This is a genomic window from Streptococcus mitis ATCC 6249 (genome assembly GCF_000146585.1).
Taxonomy (GTDB): domain Bacteria; phylum Bacillota; class Bacilli; order Lactobacillales; family Streptococcaceae; genus Streptococcus; species Streptococcus mitis_AZ.
Window position 1 is genome coordinate 402,248 of the sequence record NZ_GL397179.1, and the last position, 26,204, is coordinate 428,451.

Below are 26,204 nucleotides of genomic sequence, written 5' to 3' on the forward strand. Positions count from 1 at the left end.
GTTATAATAAGAAAGATTAAAATGTGAAAAAAGGAGATTCCTAATGGGACGTAAATGGGCCAATATCGTAGCCAAGAAAACGGCTAAAGATGGAGCTAACTCTAAAGTATATGCAAAATTTGGTGTAGAAATCTATGTGGCAGCTAAAAAAGGTGATCCGGATCCAGAATCAAACACTGCTTTGAAATTCGTTATCGACCGTGCTAAACAAGCCCAAGTGCCAAAACACGTTATCGATAAAGCGATTGATAAAGCAAAAGGAAATACAGACGAAACCTTTACAGAAGGACGTTACGAAGGATTTGGACCAAATGGTTCTATGTTGATTGTGGATACCTTGACCTCAAACGTCAACCGTACCGCAGCCAATGTCCGTGCAGCCTTTGGTAAAAACGGTGGAAACATGGGTGCTTCAGGTTCGGTTTCTTACCTTTTCGATAACAAGGGTGTTATTGTATTTGCTGGTGAAGATGCGGATGCTATCTTTGAACTCTTGCTAGAAGCAGATGTGGATGTGGATGATGTAGAAGCAGAGGAAGGAACAATCACTGTTTATACAGCTCCAACTGACCTTCACAAGGCTATCGTTGCCCTTCGTGAGTCAGGTATCCAAGAATTCCAAGTGACTGAACTTGAGATGATTCCTCAGTCAGAAGTGGAATTGTCAGGCGATGACCTTGAAACTTTTGAAAAACTTTACAGTGTTCTTGAGGACGACGAAGACGTACAAAAGATCTACACAAACGTAGATGGATTCTAATAGAAAAACGAACAGTTTTACTAGCTGTTCGCTTTTTATATTGGAACTTAGACTCTGCTTTCAGAATCGTTTTGTTGCTTGTTTTTTCCTAGACCTAGACCGACTGCATGTTTTTGGACGAGCAAGAGTCGCCCATTGTCATCTTTTGCAAAAGTTAGGGTAACCGTCTTAATTTTGTCACCAATGGAGATATAGGTGACTTTTCTCGTATTGTAACCCCCAATAGTGGAGTCAAACTCGGAGTCTGGCAGTCCGTGTTTTTTGATAATATCCTTGTAGTTGGTGCCACCTTTTCCTTTGTTGTCAAGGTCACCTTCGATTAAGTCGTCAAACTCTTTTTGGGTCCAAGTGAAGGAATCCTCTTCCTCCTCTTCAGGGATGAAATCACTGCTATCATCTGTCAAGTCACTTTCTTCTTCGCGTTCCATTGAGGCACTGGCCTCTCTGTAGGAGCGGTTAAATTCCCTGACAAAATCATTGTAGACATTAGCGTACAGTATCTGGGTTGTAAAGAAAAGGACAATAGAAGCAATTGATAGAGCTGTTCCGATAATGGCCATTGTTTTTCGTTTTTTGAGGTTAACGATAAGGCCGATAATCCCTAGGATTAAAGCGACGATGCCGATGAACAACAATGGATAGTTAATAAACGGGATCCAGGATCCTAAAAGTGAAATGGCTCCAAAAATGGTTGCCAAAATCCCTAAAACTTTTTGTTCTTCTGGTTTCATTTGAACGTTTTCTCCCTTCATCGAGTGAATGGATATCAATCCACAGTAGTTAGTGCTTATTATAGAGAAAATATCTGCTAATGTCAATTCTGACCAGGATAGTTCTCATAGAAACTTTTTTCTTGACATCTTTTCTGAAAATGATAAAATAGTTCTCATGAAAACTTAATTGTTCTCAAGAGAACTATTTTTTATTTGAGAGGAAGCAGATATGGATAAACCAATTTTGGTCTTTAAACGTTTTGGGCATCAGGTTCACCTCATGGTGCAAAAGGAAGCCAAGCGATGTGGCATTGAATTTATGGGTGGACCGCAAGGGCAGGTTCTGCGTTTTTTAGATCATTGTGAACAAAAAGAGGAACTGGTCCTGATTAAGGATATCGAGCAGGAACTCAATATTACCAAATCTGTTGCTAGTAATTTGGTCAAGCGTATGGTACAAAATGGTTTGGTGGAGTTGGAGACCAGTCCAAGTGATAAACGGGCGAAATTTGTTCATTTGACCGAAAAATCACGCTCTCAAATAAATCAAATCAAATCATTCTTTGATCGAATTGACCATAGTTTACTTGAAGGCATTTCTGAAGAGAATCTCGCAATCTTTGAAGAAGTCCTTGATAAACTGCAAGCAAATGTAGAAAAAATAGGAGGAGAGAATGAAGAAACTCGCTAAGCGTATTACAGGAAAAGAGTGGGGAATGATCGCCCTTACGATTCTTTTCACTTGTTTCTCGGTTTATCTCGAGTTAGAGGTGCCGACCTACATTTCACAAATTACAGAGTTACTCGGAACGTCTGGAACGCAGTTGGGTGAACTCTGGTTACCAGCTGCGAAGATGATTGGTTTGTCTTTGTTGGCTTTCTTTACATCTGTTATAGTTGGTTTCTTTGCTGCTCGCGTTGCGGCATCTTATACAACCCATCTACGTAGAGATGTTTTTCATCGTGTTTTAGATTTTTCGCAGACAGAAATCAAGCGATTTTCAATCCCAAGTCTTTTGACTCGGACGACTAATGATATTACCCAGGTACAGATGCTCTTTACCATGGGCTTGCAAGTGGTTACTCGTGGGCCGATTATGGCTATCTGGGCCATTGGAAAAATCCTTGGAAAATCGGAATACTGGCTCTGGGCAGTGGTTGTGGCTGTTATTGTGAATGTCTTGATGACCACTGTTCTCATGACTCTGGCCTTTCCAAAACAATCGGTCATCCAAAAATTGACAGATAAACTCAATAGCATCACTCGTGAAAGTTTGACTGGGATTCGAGTTGTTCGTGCATACAATGCGGAAGATTACCAAGATGAAAAATTTGAAGCAGCCAACGATGAGGTAACACGTCTCAATCTCTTTGTCAATCGCTTGATGGCTATTATAAACCCGATCATGATGGCGATTTCAAGTGGATTGAGTTTAGCTATTTACTGGATTGGTGCCTATATCATCAACGACGCAAGTTTGACAGAACGTCTGCCCCTCTTTAGCGATATGGTTGTCTTCATGTCCTATGCTATGCAGGTCGTGATGGGCTTCCTTCTCATGGGAGCACTCTTTATTGTTCTTCCTCGTACCTTGGTTTCGGCAGGACGTATCAATCAAGTATTGGATCTGCATTCTTCTATTGAAAATCCTAGTCATGCTCAGACAGCGAATCCTTCAGTTCAAGGACGAGTGGAATTTTGTGATGTGACTTTCCGCTACTCTAAAAACTCTGAAGCAGTCGTGGAACATGTCACTTTCAAAGCAGAAGCGGGTCAAACCGTGGCCTTCATCGGATCGACTGGATCAGGTAAGTCCACTCTAGTCAACCTCTTGCCTCGTTTTTACGACGTTTCTGATGGAGAAATCCTAGTGGATGGTGTCAATGTGCAAGATTATGACTTAGAAGATTTGCGCAATAAAGTTGGCTATATTCCTCAAAAAGCTGTGCTCTTTTCTGGAGATGTTAAGGGAAACTTAGACTTTGGTAAGAGTCAAGAAAGTCCTCTAAGCGAAGCTGCTATGTGGCAAGCTCTGGAATTGGCTCAGTCTAAAAGCTTCATCGAGGATAAGGAAGCAGGTCTTACTTCAGAAGTTGCCCAAGGCGGGACTAATTTCTCAGGTGGGCAAAGACAACGTTTATCCATTGCGCGTGCCTTAGCTCGGAAGCCAGAAATCCTCATCTTTGACGACTCCTTCTCAGCCTTGGACTACAAGACAGATCGTGTCCTGCGCCAAGAACTAGCAGAGAAGACAAAATCCATGACCAAGCTCATCGTAGCGCAGCGGATTTCTACCATTATGGATGCAGACTTGATCTTAGTATTGGATCAAGGAAAAGTCGTGGGACAAGGCACCCACAAGGAACTTCTAGCCACCAACGAAGTCTACCAAGAAATTGCCTACTCACAACTATCGAAGGAGGAATTGGAACATGGAAAATAAAAAAGTGTCGGTCTGGAAACAGTGCAAACCTTATATGGCAGGCCTCCAACTCCCTCTCCTAATAGCAGTTGTGGCTGCAGTCATTTCAAGTATCATTACCGTTTATGGACCAACTAAGATTAAAGAAATTACTAACTTGATTTCAGATGGTTTGGCTACAGAAATCGACTTGGTAGCTGTGTCAAACATTGCTGGATTTTTGGTTGTCCTATATGTGTTTGGAGCTATCCTTAATTATACACAGGCCTATATCTTTTCAACGAGCATTCAGCATTTTTCAAAACGCTTGCGGACGGCTATCGCTGAAAAGATTAATCGTTTACCACTTGGCTACTTTGACCGTCATTCACAAGGAGACACCCTTTCGCGTGTGACTAATGATGTGGATACGGCGGCACAATCTCTCAACCAAAGTCTAGGTACCGTTCTTTCAGCTAGTTTCTTGCTGATTGCTGTTTTAGTGACCATGTTTGGGATGAACTGGATTTTGGCTCTCGTAACAGTTGTTTCAACGCTTGTTGGTTTTGCAGGTATATCAGTGATTATGGCTAAGTCACAAGGACATTTTGAGGCCCAACAGAATAATCTGGCAGCCGTCAATGGTTATGTAGAAGAAATGTATTCGGGACACAATGTTGTGACGAGCTACAATGCTGTGGATTCAACTAAAGTGAGATTTGCAGGTTTAAACCAAAACTTGCATGAGAGTATCTGGAAATCTCAATTTATCTCTGGTATCATGATGCCAGCCATGATTTTTGTTGGGAATTTTAGTTATGTATTGGTCATCATCGTTGGGGCCGCGCTGGCGTTAGAAGGACATATCACTATAGGGATTATTGTAGCCTTTATGGTTTACGTACGGACCTTCTCCCAACCTCTATCGCAGATTGCCCAAGGGATTACGAGCTTGCAGCAAGCGAGTGCAGCCATGACTCGTGTATTAGAATTTCTAGCTGAAGCTGAGATGCAGGATGAATCTCATAAGGACAGACAATTGAGCAACATGAAAGGGGAAGTAGTCTTTGATCAGGTGTCATTTGGCTATACACCAGAGCGCACCATCATCCATGACTTTTCTGCGACAGCTCATGCAGGTCAGAAGGTCGCGATTGTTGGGCCGACTGGGGCTGGTAAGACAACCATTGTTAATCTTTTGATGAAATTTTATGAGATTGATAAGGGAAGTATTCGCATTGATGGTGTGGATACCAAGGCTATGACGCGTTCAGAAGTGCATGATGCCTTTTCAATGGTCTTGCAGGATACCTGGCTCTTTGAAGGAACGATTCGAGACAATCTCATCTATAATCAAACAGGGATTAGTGATGAACGAATGATGGAAGCCAGCAAGGCTGTGGGAATCCACCACTTTATCATGACCTTGCCAGATGGCTACGATACTATTTTGGATGACAGTGTGACCTTGTCTGTTGGACAGAAACAGCTCTTGACCATCGCTCGTGCTTTGTTGAAAGATGCGCCACTCCTAATTCTGGACGAGGCGACATCCTCAGTTGACACACGTACAGAGGAGTTGATTCAAAAAGCCATGGACCGTTTGATGGAAGGGAGAACTTCCTTTGTTATTGCCCACCGCTTGTCAACCATTCGAAATGCAGACTTGATCTTGGTCATGAAAGATGGCAATATCATCGAGCAAGGGAATCATGATGACCTGATGGCCCAAGCTGGCTTCTACGCGGATCTCTATAATAGTCAATTTACAGAAGATGATGCAGAAGAATAAACCTCAGAAGGCTTGACGGCCTTCTTTTTCTGCACTATACTAGAAGACAAGCGCCTCACCTAGAGGAAAAATAAAATGATAATGAGAAGTATACATGAAAAATTATCAAGAATGGTATCAAAATATCGGCTCCAAACTCATCAACCATCCCACCCTTCTATTTCTATTGCTTAATTTCAATCGTTTGATGACAGTAGCTATGCCCCTGGTCTATCTGATCTTGCTAGTCACCACTTACCTGCAGCTAGGACTTGGTCAGCAAGTCGGGGTCTATTTGCTTGTCCCCGCTACAGGTTTTGTGATCTTGTCCCTGTTTCGTAAGAAAATCAACCACCCGCGACCTTATGAAACTTGGGATATCTGCCCCCTGCTTGAAAAAGATAGTTCGGGACAGTCGATGCCTAGTCGACATGTCTTTTCGGCAACTATCATCTCCATGGCCTGTTTCCATGCTTGGACTTTGATCGGAACGATCTTGCTTATTTGCTCAGGAGTCTTAGCCTTGGTTCGAGTACTAGGTGGTGTTCATTATCCCAAGGATGTCTTGGTTGGCTATGCTTGTGGTCTCATGTGGGGGCTTCTTTTCTTCCTATTTTGACATGTAAGTTAAGCTAGTCCTACAACCACTTACTGCTTCAAATTGACCACTTGCTTTTTTGCCCTTGTATTCCTAACTTAGCTTTGATATAGTAGAGTCAGAAAGGAGATGTGATGAAGTTACGAATTGAGATTGACGACAATTTAGAAGAAACTGAAATTCTCATCAAGACCCCTGCTTTGACAGATGAAATTGCAGATTTGCAACGGATCTTGCAAGAGTCAAAGGCTCCGAGGTTGACTTTTTACAAGGGGACAGGCGAATATTACCTAGACCTGTCAGAGATTCTCTTCTTTGAAACGGATGGTAGCAAGATCTACGCCCATACCCAAAAAGAAGCCTATGAGGTTCGCCTCAAGCTCTATGAGTTGGAGACCATCTTGCCCCGCTATTTTAGCCGAGTGTCCAAGTCAACTATCGCAAACATCCGTCAGATTTACTCAGTGGACAAGTCCTTTTCAGGAACGGGCACTATTTCCTTTTATCAGACTCATAAGGAGGTTCATGTCTCACGGCATTACCAGTCCCTCCTAAAAGAAAATCTAAGAAACATGAGGTAACAGACATGAAAAAGAAAGCATTTGGAATTGTATTGTTAGTATTGGCAGCCTGGATCTTGCTGCAAGGGAATTTTGGAATCCCTTCTTTGGATGGCAAAATATGGCCTTTAATTGGTATCGCCTTTTTTGCTTACCAATCAGTTGAAGCTTTGCTTCGTCGTCATCTAACATCAGCAGTTTTTACCGCTCTAGTAGCCTTAATGATTGCGAATCATTTTTATAACATTTTTCCTATTCCAAACCAGTCTTTGTTTTGGGCTAGTATCTTAGCAGTGCTAGGAGTTGGCTATCTGACGCATTCAAGTAAGTTTTGGTACGGCAAAAAATGGTGGTACAACAGTGAGCGAACAGTCGTCACAGATAAGGAAGTCGCTTTTGGTAGCGGAACCTTTTATAAACAAGATCAAGATCTTGTAGATGACCAAGTTGAAGTCGCTTTTGGAGATGCAAAAATCTACTATGATAACGCAGAGATGTTAGGTGATTTTGCTACTTTGAATATCGAAGTTGCTTTTGGTAATGCAACCGTCTATGTTCCACAACACTGGCGTGTAGACTTGAAAGTTGAAACCTCCTTTGGTGCGGCCAAGGCGGACGCTCCTATAGCACCGACTAGTAAAACTTTGATTATTCGTGGAGAAGTGGCCTTTGGTAAACTTGGAGTTGTTTACGTTAAATAAAAAAATAGTTTAGGCCCTTGATAAATTCAAGAAAGTGTGATAACATAGTACGGTATGTGGTGCTAGCACATCCGCTATATTAGATCTAATAGGAGGAAAACACAATGGCTAAAGTATGTTACTTTACAGGTCGTAAGACTGTATCAGGAAACAACCGTTCACACGCGATGAACCAAACAAAACGTGCCGTAAAACCAAACCTTCAAAAAGTTACTGTTCTTATCGATGGTAAACCTAAAAAAGTTTGGGCTTCAGCTCGTGCTTTGAAATCAGGTAAAGTTGAACGCGTTTAATAAAAATGAAAAGACCTAACTGGTCTTTTTCTTTTGCTCTAAGGATAAAACCATTTGAAAAATAGAGTAAATATCCGCCGATACAGCATTCTGCTTTTACACTTGGGCTGAAATATGATAAAATAGAGTATCAACAATTTGAGGTAAAAAAAATGACTGTAAAAATTAATACAAAAGATGGTCAAATCGAACTGACAGATGAAGTGATTGCAACCGTTGTAGGTGGTGCAGCAACTGAGATTTTTGGTGTGGTCGGTATGGCTAGTAAAAATGCCCTCAAAGATAATTTCCAAGCCCTTCTTGGTAAGGAAAATTATGCAAAAGGCGTTGTCGTAAAAGCAGCCGAAGATGGCAGCATTGCAGTTGATGTTTATACCGTGTTGAGCTACGGAACAAAGATTAGTGAAGTCTCAAAAAACATCCAAGAGAGCGTTCGTTTTAGTTTGGAAAACCAACTAGGAATTACTGCTCAGACTGTGAATGTCTACATTCAAAATATCAAAGTTGTAGGAGAATAATCGTGTCAAAAATTACTACCAGCTTATTTCAAGAGATGGTGCAGGCTGCATCAACTCGTTTGAATAAGCAAGCAGAATATGTCAATTCATTAAACGTCTTTCCAGTTCCAGATGGAGATACTGGGACAAACATGGGAATGACCATCGAAAATGGTGCCAAAGAAGTAGCAGATAAGCCGGCTTCTACAGTTGGAGAAGTGGCGAGCATTCTTGCTAAGGGGCTCTTGATGGGTGCGCGTGGAAACTCAGGAGTTATCACGTCTCAACTTTTTCGTGGCTTCTCTCAAGCTATCAAAGATAAAGACGAGTTAACAGGTCAAGACTTGGCTCTTGCTTTCCAATCTGGTGTCGAGGTAGCCTACAAGGCTGTAATGAAGCCAGTCGAAGGAACTATCTTGACAGTTTCTCGTGGTGCAGCCATTGGTGCCAAGAAAAAAGCTGAGCAAACAGATGATGCCGTTGAGGTCATGCGTGCAGCCTTGGAAGGAGCTAAAACAGCTCTTGCCAAAACACCAGACATGCTTCCAGTTTTGAAAGAAGTTGGTGTTGTGGACTCAGGTGGTCAAGGTTTGGTCTTCATCTACGAAGGTTTCCTATCAGCTCTTACTGGTGAATACAGTGCGTCTGAGGACTTTGTAGCAACTCCAGCTAATATGGGTGAAATGATCAATGCTGAACACCACAAGTCAGTAGCTGGACATGTCGCAACAGAAGATATCACTTTTGGTTACTGTACTGAGATTATGGTTGCCCTTAAGCAAGGTCCAACTTATGCCAAAGATTTTGACTATGATGAATTCCGCAACTACTTGAATGACCTAGGGGATTCTCTTCTTGTCGTCAACGATGATGAAATCGTCAAAGTCCACGTCCATACAGAAGATCCAGGTCTTGTTATGCAAGAAGGCCTTAAATATGGTAGCTTGGTCAAGGTTAAAGTAGATAATATGCGCAACCAACACGAAGCTCAAGTAGAAAAAGAAGCTCAAGTCAGCAAGCCAGCTGAAGAGAAGGAATACGCCCTTATCGCAGTAGTAGCAGGTCAAGGCTTGGCAGATATCTTCCGTGCCCAAGGTGTGGACTATGTCATCGAAGGTGGACAAACCATGAACCCTTCGACAGAAGACTTTATCAAGGCTGTTGAGCAAGTCAATGCTCGCAACATCATCTTCTTGCCAAACAACAAAAATATCTTCATGGCGGCCCAATCTGCTGCAGAGGTATTGGATCAACCAGCAGTAGTGGTAGAAGCTCGTACCCTTCCTCAAGGTTTGACTAGTCTTCTTGCCTTTGATCCAAGCAAGTCTATCGAAGAAAACAAAGAACGTATGACTGCAGCTCTTGCTGATGTAGTCAGCGGTAGTGTAACAACAGCCGTTCGTGATACAACTATCGATGGATTAGCAATTCATGAAAATGACAATCTTGGTATGGTAGATGGGAAAATCCTCGTGTCAAATCCTGACATGCACCAAACCTTGACTGAAACATTGAAACACATGCTAGACGAAGATAGTGAAATCGTGACTTTCTATGTTGGAGAAGACGGAAGCGAAGAATTGGCTAACCAAATTGCCCAAGAAATCGCAGAAGAATTCGAAGATGTCGAAGTCGAAATCCACCAAGGTCAACAACCTGTTTACCCATATCTTTTCAGTGTGGAATAAGAGTGAAACTTGAATGAAAATAACAGAAGGAAGCTGAACTGACAGCTTCCTTTTTCTATGCAATTTGACCTACCAATAAATTTATATTGAAACAAACCTTCTATTGGAAATTCTAATTACGATAGGTTATAATGATAAAGCTGTTATATTGAGTTAAGTATGAATATAAAGGAGAAATGATGAAGAAAAAATTTTTTAATCAATCTTTTTCCCGCTTTTCGATTAGAAAGTTAAGTGTTGGGACCTGTTCGGTATTGCTAGGAACCTTTATGGTGATGGCTACTTCTCCAGTGCAAGCGGATGAAGCTCAAGTCAACAATAAGGAACTGCAAACCCAGGCGGAAATTCAACAGAAGGAAAAAAGTGCTGAGAATGGGCAGGAAGTCCTTTCTGAACCTCAAAAAGAGGTAATACAGAACGAAGCAGTTAAGGACCAGAAGGATAAAACTGAATCGTCCAAAACAGAAGTATCTGCACCAGTTGTTCAGAGCCAACCAGTTTCACAAGTTGATAATACGAAGGAAGCGAGTCAGCCTTCTTTAGATGAGGAGAAAAAGCAATCTCTAGAATCAACTCAAACTGAGCAGAAAAGCAAGGAAGAAAGCGGTTCTAGCGGAAAAACTTCTTCTAGACGCAAGAGATCGCTAGATGAAGTCAATGCTGCATTTCAAGCTCATTCGCCAATTAAGGATATCCATGCGGTAGATAGTGTCCGTGAATCCTTGTCCTTTAGTATTACTGGACACGAAGCAGACTATTCTGGTGGGTATATCAAAATTCATTTCCAAAATGGGAAAGCTATTAAATTGACCCCTTCTCCTGTCGGTGGTGTAAAGTTCAGTCAAGAAAAAATAAATGGAGACCTTGATTTAAAGATAGAACCCGTTAATCTGAGAGGTGGAGCAAACTATAACTTCGTCTATACTTTTCAGATAGATCCTTTGACTCAGAACTGGGGAGGTGCTGTCCAAGCCATTGGGCCAGACCACAAGGTGACCGCAACTGCTAAGCTCTATGACAAAAATGGCAATGTCCTCAAAGAACTTGGAAGTATTGAACACACATGGAAAGTCTTAGAAAACGGGGTAGGTGGTCTGACACCAATGTCTAACCATCAGGTCATTGGCTACGATCGAAATAATGATGGTATCGTTGATGAAGATTCGTCTCGTGTGTCCTTCTATCTATTTAATGGCGCGAAAGATCCTAAGAATAATACGGCAAGAAATGATTACTTCAACTATGGAAATGGTGTCTTTGATGGTCGTATGATCAATGGTATGGGGATTAGTGATGTCGGAGGGCATATCATTGATCCTGTCACTTCTTATACCTATAATATAGAGTTAAAAGAAGGTTATGAATTGACAGATGAAGCGAAAGCTCTGGGTTGGACTGCTGATGCGACGGGTTATCATCTGACGATTAACAGAGCTAACAATCCGCTTCAAGATATTAATAACAATAAAAATAAGCTCATTCCAATTTCTTTCAAGTTAAAGAATGCCAAAGTAGCAGATATCAATAGAAAAGCGCAAAAGCTAACTGTGACGGGTATCTATACAAAAGCAGATGGAACTAGTTATCAAAATACGGCTGTTCTCCCCTATACTCTCTTTGTTCAAAAAACAGACCAACCAGAGTCTTCTCTCTTTGAATTTAGACACTATAATCAGTCTGACTCGGAGATGATTCGTTCTTATGGTGAAACAGAATACCGTTCTAATGTTCGACTTTCATCAGTTGCTCAGGTTGAAAAAGATTATCCTATCAATGACTATACGGTCACCCATAAAATACAGGATTCACGAGAGTCTTATCGAGAAGTAAACGTGATTGAGGAGCGTCAATGGAATGAATTTTTCTCTTCACCGGACGCATCCGTAGAAGTATACAATAAAGCTACAGGTGAGTTATTAGGTACTTTTAATAGTAACACCCGTAGTCTACGTTTGACGGAAGAGCAAGATGTGAAGGAACTGGAGTACAAGTTTAAAAATATCAAGATGAGGAAGTCCTCAACAAATGATACTTCGGCATTTTTTTTCCAGACAAAAACACGTTTTAATAATTGGGAAAGTCTCTATAAAGACTCGACGATTAGTAAGTTGGATTCTAGAACGGATTTCACTTTTAAGAATACTGGAAACACTGTTTCCTTCTCTCAAACTGCCTCAGCCGAATTGACGCGTGTTATCCAGCAAATTTCAATGGTTGGACGCCGTCGGACAGATGTCTTTAATCGACACACAGATGCTTCTGGTTTTAAAGAAGATTTTATCACAAGGACTGCGGGTAAAGACACCCCTACTCAGAACTTCGCAAACTTGACGGGAGTTTACCATTTAGCCTATTTGGCTGACCCTCAATTAAACTTTAGTGGAAACCTTAATTTTAAGGTCTATTATAATTACAAAGATACTGGGAAAACTCTCTACTATGCTCAAGTAAAGGGAACTCCAGACTCAACTATGCCCCCAACTCTTTTGAAATTAGAAAACAAGACGATTCCAAATGGGACCTATACCTATAAAGCAATTGCTTTCTGGGATGAAGAACTTCCAGATGTTCAAGCCCAAAATGGTTATGATCTAGGTGAATTGGATGGTATTACCGTTACTTCGAAAAATTCGACCTCTCATGACTTCAATGTGGTAGTACAGGCTTCAGAAGCGAGCGGTGTCTACTCTGAAGTGAAAAGGGCTACAGAACAACACTTTGCCTATAATACCCAAGAACATTATCCAAATGATGAGATTGATTTTAGAGTAACCTATAAAAACGCAGCGAAACAGCCTGTTTCAGATGTATATGTCTTATCTTCTTTGCCGCTGAAAGGTGATAAACAACTGGAATCAAGGAATCGTGGATCGGAGTTCACCGTTCGTTTGACAAAAGCTCTGACAGCTCCTGAAGGATGGGAGGTTCAGTATAGCCGTACTGCAGGTACTGCCGCAGAAATTAATGCTTCACAATGGTTGACAGCAGAACAGGTATCGGATTGGTCGGAGATTCGTGCAGTTCGTTGGCATTCGATTGCTCCGGTTGCTGCTGGAAGTAGGGTTCAGTTTCCTATCGATGGAGCACTTATCGGGCAAGATACTGCCCCAGGTGCTACGGCTTATCTTTCTTCGGCTCTGGCAAATGGCAGTTCCAGGTACACTGAGTCCAATAATGTTTCAATTCAAATGACCACCAAACTGTCAACTGCAAGCTTTACTTTTGTGGATATAAACAATCCGTCTAAGGAAGTGCAACTAGGACAGGTAGACACAGTTGTAGGCAAACCAAACGGATCAATTTCTTATGACCCTGCTCGTCGAATTAAGGAATTAGAAGATGCGGGCTATGAACTGATCCGTAACGATTTTACAGATCATGTGTTTGGTGATTTGACTAGTCCAAAACAATTTAAGTTTCAGTTTAGACATAAGGTTATAGAAACAATTGAAACTGTCCGTGGAACTCGCGTAATTAATTATAAGTATTACAGAAAAGCAAAAAATCCTGATTTAGCGCTCCTGCCTCCCAGACATGTAGAATCCCATTCGTTTACCCGAACGAAGAGAATCGATCAGGTTTTGGCAAAAATGAAACCAAATGATACGACAGCAGGTGTGACTTACTCAGCCTGGTCTGCAGACCAAACTTGGTCTCAGGTGATTTCGCCTGAAATTCCTGGCTATTATGCAGGGGAAGATATTGACGCAAATACAATGTCGGGAGATAGGGCTCTTGATCAATATTGGCTTAGTGCGATAAATCAGAGCGATGAAGATTTGGTAAGAGAATTCTCTTGGGATAGATTGGTGTATTATGTTCCACTTCCAGTTGTTCCTTCAGCAAGCGCAGCGAAATCCAAGGGGATTCAAGGGCAGAAGCAGCTAGCAACGATTCGGTTTGATGAGGATAGAGCAAGCGAGAGCGAGGTTCACTTTACAAAAGGGACAACAACCATTAATGGAGCAAAGAAATCCGTTGAACTAGTCCAAAGTAGTGTCTTTCTTTATGATGAGAATGGGCAGAAGGTAACTTCGCTAACCATTGCTAATCAGGGAACTTACGAATTAGATCTTGTAAATAAGACAATCGTCTTTACTCCATTAAAAACATTCTATGGTCCAGCAACTCCAGTTCAAGTTGGAGTGGTGGATAAAAATGGAGAGTCGGCTGTAACAACTTATGCTCCAGTTGTTGAGAAAGTCACTCCAACCAGCACTAACGCAACCAGCACAGGTCCTCAAGGCCTTCCTCAAACCGGCACTCCAACGTTTGCAGGTGGTGATCCACTGGTTCCAATCGATGAAAGAGTCGAGCCAATCTTCGCAGATGGAAGCAAGGAAAAAGTGATTCCGGGTCAAGGAACCTACACGATTGCCCCAGATGGCACAGTGACCTTCACTCCAGACAAGCAGTATGTCGGTAAACCAGATCCAGTCACAGTGAAACGTGTGGATAAGAACGGAACTCCAGTTACTGCGACTTATAGTCCAGAATTTACTAAGGTGACTCCTACAGGAACCGGTGCAACCAGCACAGGTCCTCAAGGTGTTCCACAAACGGGCACTCCAAGCTTCCAAGGTGGTGATCCACTGGTTCCAATCGATGAAACAGTCGAGCCAACCTTCGACGATGGAAGCAAGGAAAAAGTGATTCCAGGACAAGGAACCTACACGATTGCCCCAGATGGCACAGTGACCTTCACTCCAGACAAGCAGTTTGTCGGCAAGCTAGATCCAATAACGGTTAAACGCGTGGATAAGAATGGAACTCCAGTGACTGCGACTTACAGTCCAGAGTTTACTAAGGTGACTCCAACTGGTACGGGAGATAAGACGGAGGGTCTGCAAGGTCAGGTCCAAGAAGGTAAAGTGACCTTCACTCCAGGCCATGACTTAGTTCCATTCCCAGCTGATTCGACTCCACTATTTGACAATGGTAGAGCTGTGAAGGAAGTGCCAAATGTTGGTAAGTTCGAAGTAGAAGCAGACGGAACTGTAACCTTCACTCCAGATAAGCAGTTCAAGGGTGAAACACCAGAGCTTGAATTGACTCGTGTGGATGCCAATGGAACTCCTGTTACTGTCAAGTACCAAGCAGTAGTGAAAGAAGTTGTTCCAACCAGCACTAATGCAACCAGCACAGGTCCTCAAGGTGTCCCACAAACAGGCACTCCAAGCTTCCAAGGTGGTGATCCACTGGTTCCAATCGATGAAACAGTCGAGCCAACCTTCGACGATGGAAGCAAAGAGAAATCTATTCCAGGTCAAGGAACTTACACGATTGCCCCAGATGGCACAGTGACCTTCACTCCGGACAAACAGTTTGTCGGAAACCCAGATCCAGTCACAGTGAAGCGTGTGGATAAGAATGGCACCCCAGTTACTGCGACTTACAGTCCAGAGTTTACTAAGGTGACTCCAACTGGAACCGGTGCAACAAGTACAGGTCCTCAAGGACTTCCACAAACTGGTACTCCAACCTTCCAAGGTGGTAACCCACTGGTTCCAATCGATGAAACAGTTGAGCCAACCTTCGAAGATGGAAGCAAAGAGAAGTCTATTTCAGGTCAAGGAACTTACACGATTGCACCAGATGGAACTGTAACTTTCACTCCAGATAAGCAGTTTGTAGGTAGTCCAGATCCAGTTACAGTGAAGCGTGTGGATAAGAATGGCACTCCGGTTACTGCGACTTACAGTCCAGAGTTTACTAAGGTGACTCTAACTGGTACGGGAGATAAGACGGAGGGTCTGCAAGGTCAGGTCCAAGAAGGCAAAGTGACCTTCACTCCAGGCCATGACTTAGTTCCATTCCCAGCTGATTCAACTCCACTATTTGACAATGGTACAACTGTGAAAGAAGTGCCAAATGTTGGTAAGTTCGAAGTGGACGCAGACGGTAAGGTAACCTTCACTCCAGACAAACAGTTCAAGGGTGAAACACCAGAACTTGAATTGACTCGTGTGGATGCCAACGGCACTCTTGTTACTGTCAAGTACCAAGCAGTAGTGAAAGAAGTAGTTCCAACCAGCACTAACGCAACCAGCACAGGTCCTCAGGGTGTTCCACAAACCGGGACTCCAACGTTTGCTGGTGGTGATCCACTGGTTCCAATCGATGAAACAGTCGAGCCAACCTTCGAAGATGGCAGCAAAGAGAAGTCTATTCCAGGTCAAGGAACCTACACGATTGCACCAGACGGAACTGTAACTTTCACTCCAGACAAGCAGTTTGTAGGTAGTCCAGTTCCAGTCACAGTGAAACGTGTAGATAAGAATGGCACCCCAGTCACTGCAACCTACAGTCCAGAGTTTACGAAAGTAACACCGACTGTTACAGGTGATAAGACAGAAGGCCTTCAAGGTCAGGTCCAAGAAGGTAAAGTCAGCTTCACCCCAGGTCATGATTCTGTTCCATTCCCAGCAGATTCAACTCCACTATTTGACAATGGTACAACTGTGAAGGAAGTGCCAAATGTCGGTAAGTTCAAGGTGGACGCAGATGGTAAGGTGACCTTTACTCCAGATAAACAGTTCAAGGGTGAAACACCAGAGCTTGAATTGACTCGTGTGGATGCCAATGGCACTCCTGTTACAGTCAAGTACCAAGCGGTAGTGAAAGAAGTAGTTCCAACTTCAACGGACGCCACTTCAAATGGTATCCAAGGTCAACCGCAAAAAGGTACCCCAACCTTCACAGAAGGTAATCCATTGGTTCCAATTGATGATACGAAACCAATGACTTTCGAAGATGGACAGTCAACGAAAACAGTTCCAGGTGTAGGTGAATACAGCATCAATCCAGATGGATCTATCACCTTTACTCCAGAAAAACAATATGTTGGCACCCCAGATCCAGTTACAGTGAAACGTGTAGATAAGAATGGCACTCCAGTCACTGCGACCTATACCCCAACAGTGACTAAGGTAACACCAACCAGCACTAACGCAACCAGCACAGGTCCTCAGGGTGTTCCACAAACGGGCACCCCAAGCTTCCAAGGTGGTGATCCACTGGTTCCAATCGATGAAACAGTCGAGCCAACCTTCGCAGATGGAAGCAAGGAAAAAGTGATTCCAGGACAAGGAACCTACACGATTGCACCAGATGGAACTGTAACCTTCACTCCAGACAAGCAGTTTGTAGGTAGTCCAGATCCAATCACAGTGAAACGTGTAGATAAGAATGGCACCCCAGTCACTGCAACCTACAGTCCAGAGTTTACGAAAGTAACACCGACTGGTACAGGTGATAAGACAGAAGGCCTTCAAGGTCAGGTCCAAGAAGGTAAAGTCAGCTTCACCCCAGGTCATGATTCTGTTCCATTCCCAGCTGATTCAACTCCACTATTTGACAATGGTACAACTGTGAAAGAAGTGCCAAATGTTGGTAAGTTCGAAGTGGACGCAGACGGTAAGGTAACCTTCACTCCAGACAAACAGTTCAAGGGTGAAACACCAGAGCTTGAATTGACTCGTGTGGATGCCAACGGAACTCCTGTTACTGTCAAGTACCAAGCAGTAGTGAAAGAAGTCACTCCTACAGGAACTAACGCAACCAGCTCAGGCCCTCAAGGTGTTCCACAAACAGGAACTCCAAGCTTCCAAGGTGGTGATCCACTGGTTCCAATCGATGAAACAGTCGAGCCAACCTTTGAAGATGGATCAACTGAAAAAGTGATTCCAGGTGAAGGAACTTATGTAATCTCACCAGACGGCACTGTCACCTTCACTCCAGAAGCTAATTTTGTAGGAAAAGGAACAGGCGTAACGATTGTTCGCAAGGATAAGAACGGTACTCCAGTTACTGCAAGCTATCGTCCAACAGTTGTAGATCCATCTACTGGTCATGACACGACTTCTACAGGAGCAAAAGGCCAACCACAAGTGGCAACACCAGTGTTTGAAGGACATATCGATTCGACTGTTCCACCAACCTTTGAGTATGGTAGCACGACTATGGTTGTTCCGGGTGAAGGAAGCTATACAATTGATAAAGATGGTAAGATTACCTTTACTCCAGAACCAGACTTTGTTGGTAGAGCCAAAGGATTGGTTGTGAAACGTTTGGATATGTATGGAAATGTAGTTACTGCTCGCTACACACCAACTGTCCTTGGACAAACACAAGTGAGTGATGCGACATCAGAAGGTCTTAAAGGTCAAACTCAGACTGGTAAACCAAACTTTACAGGTGATGTCGATCTGACAGTTCCGCCAACCTTTGAAGATGGAACAACTGAAAAAGTCGTTCCAGGTGAAGGAACTTATGTAATCTCACCAGATGGCACCGTCACCTTTACCCCTGAGGCAGACTTTGTAGGACAAGCAAAAGGTGTGAAAGTGATCCGTAAAGATCGCAATGGAAATAACCTTTCAGGATTCTATACTCCAACAGTAGTAGAACTTCCAGAGCAAGTGAAGCCGTCTGATAAAAAAGAACTTTCAGTAGCTGATTCAAAACCAGATCAATTGACTCAAAACATCTCTGTAGAAAAAAATCAACTTCCAAATACAGGAAGTCAAGAAGATGGTTTGAAAAATCTAGGAATTCTAACCGCCCTAGCAGGTGTCATGACACTTGGATTGCTAGGTAAAAAGAAACGAAACGATGAATCAGACTAATCATTTTTAAGAACCGAGAAATCGGTTCTTTTTTTATGACATTTGTCATATTTCCTAGTGACAGAAGCATCTAGCTCCGTCAACTTCAAAAGACTATAATTGAAGTAGGAAATGGAGGAAGAAGAAATGAAAAATAAAATGATTGTCGCAGTGGGTTTAGTAGCAGCAGGAGTTATGACCTATCTCATGTTTTCAGGATTGGACGAGGGTTTCTACCATTTTCCTTGGGAGCTCTTTGCTGGCTTTGGAATGATGTCTTGGGTTGTCAGAGAAGGTTTGAAATTGGTCAGAGATGCGAAAAAGGAGTTTGAGGAATGAAAAAGGCAATCATTTATTTCTTTATCGGCCTGTCACTCTTGGTATGGTTAGTGGAAATGTTTACTGGTTGGTTTGACCAAACCGTGCTTGGCCAATTCATTCGTGGTGCTTGGGGTTTTGGATTTATGATTTTCGTTGTTTTCCCTATGGGAATGAAGTGGTTGAAAGGAGAATCTCATGGCTGTGATTAAAGTTGAGAAATTGAGTAAGAAAATAAAAGACAAGGAGATCTTGCGGAACATCTCTTTTGAAATCCATCATGGTGAATGTGTCGCCTTGATTGGACCTAACGGAGCAGGAAAAACAACCTTGATTGATTGCCTCTTGGGTGACAAGTTCATGAGCTCAGGTCGGGTCGCCATTCAAGGCTTTGCGCCAACAGATCCTCGATTAAAGCAGCTTATTTCTGTCTTGCCCCAAGAAAATGCAGTTGTCCAAAGCTTGAAAGTGAAAGAACTTCTATCATTTTTCAAGTCACTTTATCCCGACAGTCTTTCAGATAAAGAAATTGATGACTTGCTGAGATTCTCAGACAAGCAGAAAAATCAGCTAGCGGGCAAGTTGTCTGGTGGGCAAAAACGTTTGTTCTCTTTCGTGTTGGCTTTAATCGGTCGTCCGAAAATTCTATTTTTAGACGAGCCAACTGCTGCCATGGATACCTCGACACGTCAGCATTTTTGGGAAATTGTTAATCAATTAAAGAAAAATGGTGTGACCATTGTCTATTCTTCTCACTATATAGAAGAGGTAGAACATACGGCTGACCGCATTTTGGTCCTCCACAAGGGTGAATTGATTCGCGATACGACTCCTTATGCTATGCGTGGTGAAGAACAAGAAAAGCATTTTACGGTACCTCTAACTTATCAGGAATTTATCAGCACTTTGGACCAGGTTCAAGAGATTGAAATCAAGCAAAATGCCCTCTCTTTCACAACCAAAGAAGCCAGCCAGGTATGGGAAGCCTTGCAAGAACAGGGCTGCACAATCGAAGAAATTGAAGTTCGCAATCGAACTCTCTTAGACAGTATTTTCGAAACGACTCAAGACTAAAGGAGATTGATGATGAAAAATATGACAAGTCTCATGAAAGTGGAAATCATTCTGATGAAACGGCAAGCCGTCTACTATTTGCTGTCCATCGGACTCCCAAGTGTGTTTTACCTTATCTTTTCTGGTATGATGTCAGGGTCAGATGTTCCAGAAATTGTTCTTCAAGCCTATCTTTTTGCCATGACGCTCTTTAGTATCATGTCAAGCGCCTTTTTCAGTATCCCTAGCACACTCGAATCTGACAAGACAAACAACTGGCAAAAATTGATTCAACATTCTCCTGTATCTATGGTAGAATATTATGTATCAAAACTGTTCAGCACTCTGTTGACTTTCTTGTTATCAATTATAGTTGTCTTTTCGGTTGGTCATTTTGTCCGTGGAGTGACCCTGCCTTGGCTTGACTGGTTGGTGATTGGAGTTATGTTGTTGGTCGGAAGCGTGGTCTTTATCAGCATGGGGGTCTTGGTGAGCTTGCTTCCCAGTGCTCAACTGATGACGGTTATTGGAAATATTGCCTATATTGCTTTGGCTGTCCTAGGAGGACTATGGTTTCCCTTGAATTCCTTCCCAGAATGGCTCCAATCTATTGGAAAATTGACTCCAACCTATCAACTGATGCAGGTAGTCTCTTCCTATTTGGAACACCATGAATTTAATATTCTTGCTGCCTTAGTTGTGCTAGGTTATACAGTTTTCTTTGGTGTATTGGTAATCCAACTGAAAAAACGGATCGAGGTAAAATAAATCTATGTTGGAAAAATTAAAAAACACTCATTATATGTTTCATATTTCAATAGTGTTTATCATCTTTCCTATAGCGGGTGTCATCGTTGGAGAGTACCCGCTTTTAACCTTGTTATGGACCTTACTATTTGTCCTTGCTTTCTACTCGGTTTTAATCAGTCAGAACCGCACCGTGCAGTGGCTAGCTTGGTGGATCATGCTTGCCTACATTTTTTACAGTTCCATCTGGTTAAATGCGAGCTTCGCTTGGTTTATCTTTTATTTATCTAATCTCCTTATTTATGAGCTGGATGAGGTTTCTTTCCACTCTTGGCGTTTTGTCAGTTTTGTTGTCTTACAACCGATGATTTTAACTGGAATCTCTATGGTTGGTCAAGTTAGTCCCTGGCACCTCCTCTTTTTCTTGGTGACCTTTATCGTTTCTGATGCCTTGACCTTCGGTCTTTATCGGATTCAGGTATCTGAACAGATAAAAGAAGAAAAGATGAAACAAAATGCCAAGCTCAGTCTTTTCTTGGCTGAAAATGAACGCAGTCGGATTGGTCAGGATCTCCATGACAGTCTGGGGCATACCTTTGCCATGTTGAGTGTGAAGACGGACCTTGCCCTCCAGCTTCTTCAAATGCAGGCCTATCCTCAAGTGGAAAAAGAATTAAAAGAAATTCATCAGATCAGTAAAGAATCCATGAATGAAGTTCGTACAATTATCGAAAATCTTAAAACCAGAACCCTTGCTTCTGAATTTACGACTGTTAAAAAAATGCTGGAAATTGCAGGAATTGAAACGGAAATCAATCACCAATTAGATACTGCTAGCTTAACTCAGGAATTAGAATCAACGGCCTCCATGATTTTACTTGAGTTAGTGACCAATATCATCAAACACGCTAAAGCGTCTAAAGCTTTTTTAAAAGTAGAACGAACAGAGAAAGAACTCGTTTTAACAGTGAGAGATGATGGCTGTGGCTTTCCTTCTCTAAAGGGGGATGAACTCCATACAGTCCGAGATCGTGTCCTTCCATTTTCGGGAGAGGTAAAGGTGATCAGTCAGAATTCTCCAACAGAAGTGCAAGTACGACTACCTTATAAAGAGAGGAACTAAGATGAAACTACTTGTTGCAGAAGACCAAAGTATGTTGCGAGATGCCATGTGCCAGTTGCTTACCTTTCAACCAGATGTAGATTCTGTCCTACAAGCCAAGGATGGCCAAGAGGCAATTCAACTTTTAGAAAAAGAGTCTGTGGATATCGCCATTCTTGATGTAGAGATGCCTGTTAAGACTGGCCTTGAAGTCTTGGAGTGGATACGAGCAGAAAAGCTAGAAACTAAGGTAGTCGTCGTAACGACCTTCAAGCGCCCTGGCTATTTTGAACGCGCGATTAAGGCTGGAGTGGATGCCTATGTCTTGAAAGAAAGAAGTATTGCAGATCTCATGCAAACCTTGCACACTGTTCTCGAAGGGCGCAAGGAATATTCGCCTGAATTGATGGAAGTGGTGATGACGCATCCCAATCCATTGACAGAACAAGAGATTGCTGTCTTAAAGGGAATCGCTCAGGGCCTATCCAACCAAGAAATTGCAGACCAACTCTATCTATCAAACGGAACCGTTCGAAACTATGTCACCAATATTCTTTCCAAGCTAAATGCAGGCAATCGAACAGAGGCAGCTAACATCGCAACAGAATCAGGTTGGCTTTGATAAGAAAGATAAAAAAACATCTCAAACGAATGTTTAATCGAAGGAAATTCATACCAGAAAGTAGGAGGCAAAACTGCCTCCTTTTCTGGTTTAGAAAAGCGGTAAGAACTAGTTTCAAAGAGTTAAAAGATCAGAATAAAAACGAAAAAAATATTGACAAGGATAGAAAAAATGTGTTACAATAATAGACGGTACTTTTTACTTTTGGTCTCTCAAAAGTGTACAGGGACGTGCTGACAAATGTTGCAAAAGTACACACAGATGGTAGCTGTCACCAAGTGTATCATCACCAAAAATAAAAAAACACAGGAGAATGTAGATGCCTACAATTAACCAATTGGTTCGCAAACCGCGTAAATCAAAAGTAGAAAAATCTAAATCACCAGCTTTGAACGTTGGTTACAACAGTCATAAAAAAGTTCAAACAAACGTTTCTTCACCACAAAAACGTGGTGTAGCAACTCGTGTTGGAACAATGACACCTAAAAAACCTAACTCTGCCCTTCGTAAATTCGCTCGTGTACGTTTGAGCAACCTTATCGAAGTTACTGCCTACATCCCAGGTATCGGACACAACTTGCAAGAGCACAGCGTGGTGCTTCTTCGCGGTGGACGTGTAAAAGACCTTCCAGGGGTACGTTACCATATCGTCCGTGGTGCACTTGATACTGCAGGTGTTAACGATCGTAAACAAGGCCGTTCTAAATACGGTACTAAACGTCCGAAAAAAGCATAAGGAAAGGGGATAAAGAGAAATGAGTCGTAAAAATAGAGCTCCAAAACGTGATGTATTGCCAGATCCGCTTTACAATTCACAATTAGTTACTCGTCTTATCAACCGCGTTATGCTTGACGGTAAACGTGGTACAGCTGCTTCAATCGTTTACGGTGCTTTTGAGCAAATCAAAGAAGCTACTGGTAACGATGCACTTGAAGTATTTGAAACAGCTATGGAAAACATCATGCCTGTACTTGAAGTACGTGCACGTCGTGTTGGTGGATCTAACTACCAAGTTCCAGTTGAAGTTCGTCCAGAACGTCGTACAACACTTGGACTTCGTTGGTTGGTAACAATCGCTCGCCTTCGTGGTGAACACACAATGCAAGACCGTCTTGCAAAAGAAATCATGGATGCTGCAAACAACACTGGTGCAGCAGTTAAGAAACGTGAAGACACTCACCGTATGGCTGAAGCAAACCGTGCCTTCGCACACTTCCGTTGGTAAGAATAAGATACTGAGGGCGTTAAAAAAGCGACTGAAAATTAGGAAGCTTGACGCGGAATCAAAGATTCTAGGAAAGCTTATCTATTTTCCAAGCTTTTAGCCCGAGTTCAATTATGATGCTAGGAACGGTAAGGATGCACAGTGAAAATAGGAAACTGACGCAGTATTCGATGAATACAAGAAAATTTATCTTTTTCACCCCGCATCCCGTTCTAGCTCAAATCGGCTAACTAATTTTAGCTTAAGTTCAATTCAACTTCCCATCTCACAAGTTGAAACCAACACATAACATGAAAACATTGAGAACGGGTAGGTCCTGCCTATCCGTTTTTATTAAAATCGTGTTATAATAGAATAGAAATTAAAATAAATAGGAGAAACAAACCTCATGGCACGCGAATTTTCACTTGAAAAAACTCGTAATATCGGTATCATGGCTCACGTCGATGCCGGTAAAACAACAACTACTGAGCGTATTCTTTACTACACTGGTAAAATCCACAAAATCGGTGAAACTCACGAAGGTGCGTCACAAATGGACTGGATGGAGCAAGAGCAAGAACGTGGTATCACTATCACATCTGCTGCGACAACAGCTCAATGGAACAACCACCGCGTAAACATCATCGACACACCAGGACACGTGGACTTCACAATCGAAGTACAACGTTCTCTTCGTGTATTGGACGGTGCGGTTACTGTTCTTGACTCACAATCAGGTGTTGAGCCTCAAACTGAAACAGTTTGGCGTCAAGCAACTGAGTACGGAGTTCCACGTATCGTATTTGCCAACAAAATGGACAAAATCGGTGCTGACTTCCTTTACTCAGTAAGCACACTTCACGATCGTCTTCAAGCAAATGCACACCCAATTCAATTGCCAATCGGTGCTGAAGATGACTTCCGTGGTATCATCGACTTGATCAAGATGAAAGCTGAAATCTATACTAACGACCTTGGTACAGATATCCTTGAAGAAGATATTCCAGCTGAATACCTTGACCAAGCTCAAGAATACCGTGAAAAATTGGTTGAAGCAGTCGCTGAAACTGATGAAGACTTGATGATGAAATACCTTGAAGGTGAAGAAATCACTAACGAAGAATTGAAAGCTGCTATCCGTAAAGCGACTATCAATGTTGAATTCTTCCCAGTATTGTGTGGTTCTGCCTTCAAGAACAAGGGTGTTCAATTGATGCTTGATGCGGTTATCGACTACCTTCCAAGCCCACTTGATATCCCAGCAATCAAAGGTATCAACCCAGATACAGATGCTGAAGAAACTCGTCCAGCATCTGACGACGAGCCATTTGCAGCTCTTGCCTTCAAGATCATGACTGACCCATTCGTAGGTCGTTTGACATTCTTCCGTGTATACTCAGGTGTTCTTCAATCAGGTTCATACGTATTGAACACTTCTAAAGGTAAACGTGAACGTATCGGACGTATCCTTCAAATGCACGCTAACAGCCGTCAAGAAATTGACACTGTTTACTCAGGTGATATCGCTGCTGCCGTTGGTTTGAAAGATACTACAACTGGTGACTCATTGACAGATGAAAAAGCTAAAATCATCCTTGAGTCAATCAACGTTCCAGAACCAGTTATCCAATTAATGGTTGAGCCAAAATCTAAAGCTGACCAAGATAAGATGGGTATCGCTCTTCAAAAATTGGCTGAAGAAGATCCAACATTCCGCGTTGAAACAAACGTTGAAACTGGTGAAACAGTTATCTCAGGTATGGGTGAGCTTCACCTTGATGTCCTTGTTGACCGTATGCGTCGTGAGTTCAAAGTTGAAGCGAATGTAGGTGCTCCTCAAGTATCTTACCGTGAAACATTCCGCGCTTCTACTCAAGCACGTGGATTCTTCAAACGTCAGTCTGGTGGTAAAGGTCAATTCGGTGATGTATGGATTGAATTTACTCCAAACGAAGAAGGTAAAGGATTCGAATTCGAAAACGCAATCGTCGGTGGTGTGGTTCCTCGTGAATTTATCCCAGCGGTTGAAAAAGGTTTGGTAGAATCTATGGCTAACGGTGTTCTTGCAGGTTACCCAATGGTTGACGTTAAAGCTAAGCTTTACGATGGTTCATACCACGATGTCGACTCATCTGAAACTGCCTTCAAGATCGCGGCTTCACTTGCCCTTAAAGAAGCTGCTAAATCAGCACAACCAGCTATCCTTGAACCGATGATGCTTGTAACCATCACTGTTCCAGAAGAAAACCTTGGTGATGTTATGGGTCACGTAACTGCTCGTCGTGGACGTGTAGATGGTATGGAAGCTCACGGTAACAGCCAAATTGTTCGTGCTTACGTTCCACTTGCTGAAATGTTCGGTTACGCAACTGTTCTTCGTTCAGCATCACAAGGACGTGGTACCTTCATGATGGTATTTGACCACTACGAAGATGTACCTAAGTCAGTACAAGAAGAAATCATTAAGAAAAACAAAGGTGAAGACTAATTAGTCGTCGCTCTAGAAGGAAGTCACTTAGTGGCTTCCTTTTTTATGCCTTTCTCAAGCATCTTGTATGTCTATAT

Annotated in this window: 21 protein-coding genes; 20 read left to right on the forward strand and 1 reads right to left on the reverse strand. The window is 42.4% G+C overall.

Annotation, left to right across the window (positions count from 1 at the left end):
* Nucleotides 1-43: 43 nt before the first annotated feature.
* On the forward strand, nt 44-760 hold the full coding sequence (locus HMPREF8571_RS03950; protein WP_000532892.1) for a YebC/PmpR family DNA-binding transcriptional regulator: 717 nt from the start codon (nt 44-46) through the stop codon (nt 758-760).
* Nucleotides 761-807: 47 nt separating this feature from the next.
* Here the strand turns inward: HMPREF8571_RS03950 and HMPREF8571_RS03955 are convergent, their stop codons facing one another.
* Nucleotides 808-1,512, reverse strand: a complete 705-nt coding sequence (locus HMPREF8571_RS03955; protein WP_004239757.1) for a hypothetical protein — start codon at nt 1,510-1,512, stop codon at nt 808-810.
* 190 nt (nt 1,513-1,702) lie between these two features.
* On the opposite strand from HMPREF8571_RS03955, the gene HMPREF8571_RS03960 reads away from it, so the two are divergent.
* The 19 genes from HMPREF8571_RS03960 to fusA all read left to right on the forward strand — a co-directional run bounded on the left by HMPREF8571_RS03960 (nt 1,703) and on the right by fusA (nt 26,127).
* Nucleotides 1,703-2,164 (forward strand): MarR family winged helix-turn-helix transcriptional regulator, encoded by a 462-nt coding sequence (locus HMPREF8571_RS03960; RefSeq protein WP_000360428.1) that lies wholly within the window; start codon nt 1,703-1,705, stop codon nt 2,162-2,164.
* Nucleotides 2,148-3,917 carry an ABC transporter ATP-binding protein gene (locus HMPREF8571_RS03965; RefSeq protein WP_000731789.1) on the forward strand — a complete coding sequence of 590 codons (1,770 nt, stop codon included), beginning with the start codon at nt 2,148-2,150 and terminating at the stop codon, nt 3,915-3,917. The genes HMPREF8571_RS03960 and HMPREF8571_RS03965 overlap by 17 nt, the downstream gene beginning before the upstream one ends.
* Nucleotides 3,907-5,667: an ABC transporter ATP-binding protein gene (locus HMPREF8571_RS03970; protein WP_000428388.1), complete on the forward strand. Its 1,761-nt coding sequence runs from the start codon at nt 3,907-3,909 to the stop codon at nt 5,665-5,667. Before HMPREF8571_RS03965 ends, HMPREF8571_RS03970 begins: the two co-directional genes overlap by 11 nt.
* Before the next feature lie 94 nt (nt 5,668-5,761).
* Nucleotides 5,762-6,265 carry a phosphatase PAP2 family protein gene (locus HMPREF8571_RS03975; RefSeq protein ID WP_000800916.1) on the forward strand — a complete coding sequence of 168 codons (504 nt, stop codon included), beginning with the start codon at nt 5,762-5,764 and terminating at the stop codon, nt 6,263-6,265.
* A 113-nt stretch (nt 6,266-6,378) separates the two neighbouring features.
* Nucleotides 6,379-6,825: a LytTR family DNA-binding domain-containing protein gene (locus HMPREF8571_RS03980; RefSeq protein WP_000776575.1), complete on the forward strand. Its 447-nt coding sequence runs from the start codon at nt 6,379-6,381 to the stop codon at nt 6,823-6,825.
* Between the two features lie 5 nt (nt 6,826-6,830).
* Nucleotides 6,831-7,505 (forward strand): LiaF transmembrane domain-containing protein, encoded by a 675-nt coding sequence (locus HMPREF8571_RS03985; RefSeq protein WP_000725732.1) that lies wholly within the window; start codon nt 6,831-6,833, stop codon nt 7,503-7,505.
* A 104-nt stretch (nt 7,506-7,609) separates the two neighbouring features.
* Nucleotides 7,610-7,798, forward strand: a complete 189-nt coding sequence (gene rpmB / locus HMPREF8571_RS03990) for a 50S ribosomal protein L28 (protein WP_001140948.1) — start codon at nt 7,610-7,612, stop codon at nt 7,796-7,798.
* 152 nt (nt 7,799-7,950) lie between these two features.
* Nucleotides 7,951-8,316: an Asp23/Gls24 family envelope stress response protein gene (locus HMPREF8571_RS03995; protein WP_000216432.1), complete on the forward strand. Its 366-nt coding sequence runs from the start codon at nt 7,951-7,953 to the stop codon at nt 8,314-8,316.
* Nucleotides 8,317-8,318: 2 nt separating this feature from the next.
* Complete coding sequence (locus HMPREF8571_RS04000; protein WP_000036664.1) at nt 8,319-9,983, forward strand: DAK2 domain-containing protein; 1,665 nt, start codon at nt 8,319-8,321, stop codon at nt 9,981-9,983.
* A gap of 176 nt (nt 9,984-10,159) precedes the next feature.
* Complete coding sequence (locus tag HMPREF8571_RS04005; RefSeq protein ID WP_004239759.1) at nt 10,160-18,610, forward strand: YSIRK-type signal peptide-containing protein; 8,451 nt, start codon at nt 10,160-10,162, stop codon at nt 18,608-18,610.
* A 111-nt stretch (nt 18,611-18,721) separates the two neighbouring features.
* Nucleotides 18,722-18,928, forward strand: coding sequence for a hypothetical protein (locus HMPREF8571_RS04010; protein ID WP_000390696.1), 207 nt, complete (start codon nt 18,722-18,724; stop codon nt 18,926-18,928).
* Nucleotides 18,925-19,119 carry a hypothetical protein gene (locus HMPREF8571_RS04015; protein ID WP_000709166.1) on the forward strand — a complete coding sequence of 65 codons (195 nt, stop codon included), beginning with the start codon at nt 18,925-18,927 and terminating at the stop codon, nt 19,117-19,119. Before HMPREF8571_RS04010 ends, HMPREF8571_RS04015 begins: the two co-directional genes overlap by 4 nt.
* Nucleotides 19,106-19,981, forward strand: coding sequence for an ABC transporter ATP-binding protein (locus HMPREF8571_RS04020; RefSeq protein WP_000268378.1), 876 nt, complete (start codon nt 19,106-19,108; stop codon nt 19,979-19,981). The genes HMPREF8571_RS04015 and HMPREF8571_RS04020 overlap by 14 nt, the downstream gene beginning before the upstream one ends.
* A 12-nt stretch (nt 19,982-19,993) precedes the next feature.
* Nucleotides 19,994-20,728 carry an ABC transporter permease gene (locus HMPREF8571_RS04025; protein ID WP_000794229.1) on the forward strand — a complete coding sequence of 245 codons (735 nt, stop codon included), beginning with the start codon at nt 19,994-19,996 and terminating at the stop codon, nt 20,726-20,728.
* A gap of 4 nt (nt 20,729-20,732) precedes the next feature.
* Nucleotides 20,733-21,830, forward strand: coding sequence for a sensor histidine kinase (locus HMPREF8571_RS04030; RefSeq protein WP_000890464.1), 1,098 nt, complete (start codon nt 20,733-20,735; stop codon nt 21,828-21,830).
* A gap of 1 nt (nt 21,831) precedes the next feature.
* Nucleotides 21,832-22,431, forward strand: coding sequence for a response regulator transcription factor (locus HMPREF8571_RS04035; RefSeq protein WP_000772060.1), 600 nt, complete (start codon nt 21,832-21,834; stop codon nt 22,429-22,431).
* A gap of 319 nt (nt 22,432-22,750) precedes the next feature.
* A complete protein-coding gene (rpsL, locus tag HMPREF8571_RS04040) occupies nt 22,751-23,167 on the forward strand; it encodes a 30S ribosomal protein S12 (RefSeq protein WP_001142333.1) in 417 nt (138 codons plus the stop codon).
* A gap of 19 nt (nt 23,168-23,186) precedes the next feature.
* Nucleotides 23,187-23,657 (forward strand): 30S ribosomal protein S7, encoded by a 471-nt coding sequence (rpsG, locus tag HMPREF8571_RS04045; RefSeq protein WP_000087874.1) that lies wholly within the window; start codon nt 23,187-23,189, stop codon nt 23,655-23,657.
* Nucleotides 23,658-24,045: 388 nt separating this feature from the next.
* Complete coding sequence (gene fusA, locus HMPREF8571_RS04050; protein WP_000090334.1) at nt 24,046-26,127, forward strand: elongation factor G; 2,082 nt, start codon at nt 24,046-24,048, stop codon at nt 26,125-26,127.
* Nucleotides 26,128-26,204: the final 77 nt, after the last annotated feature.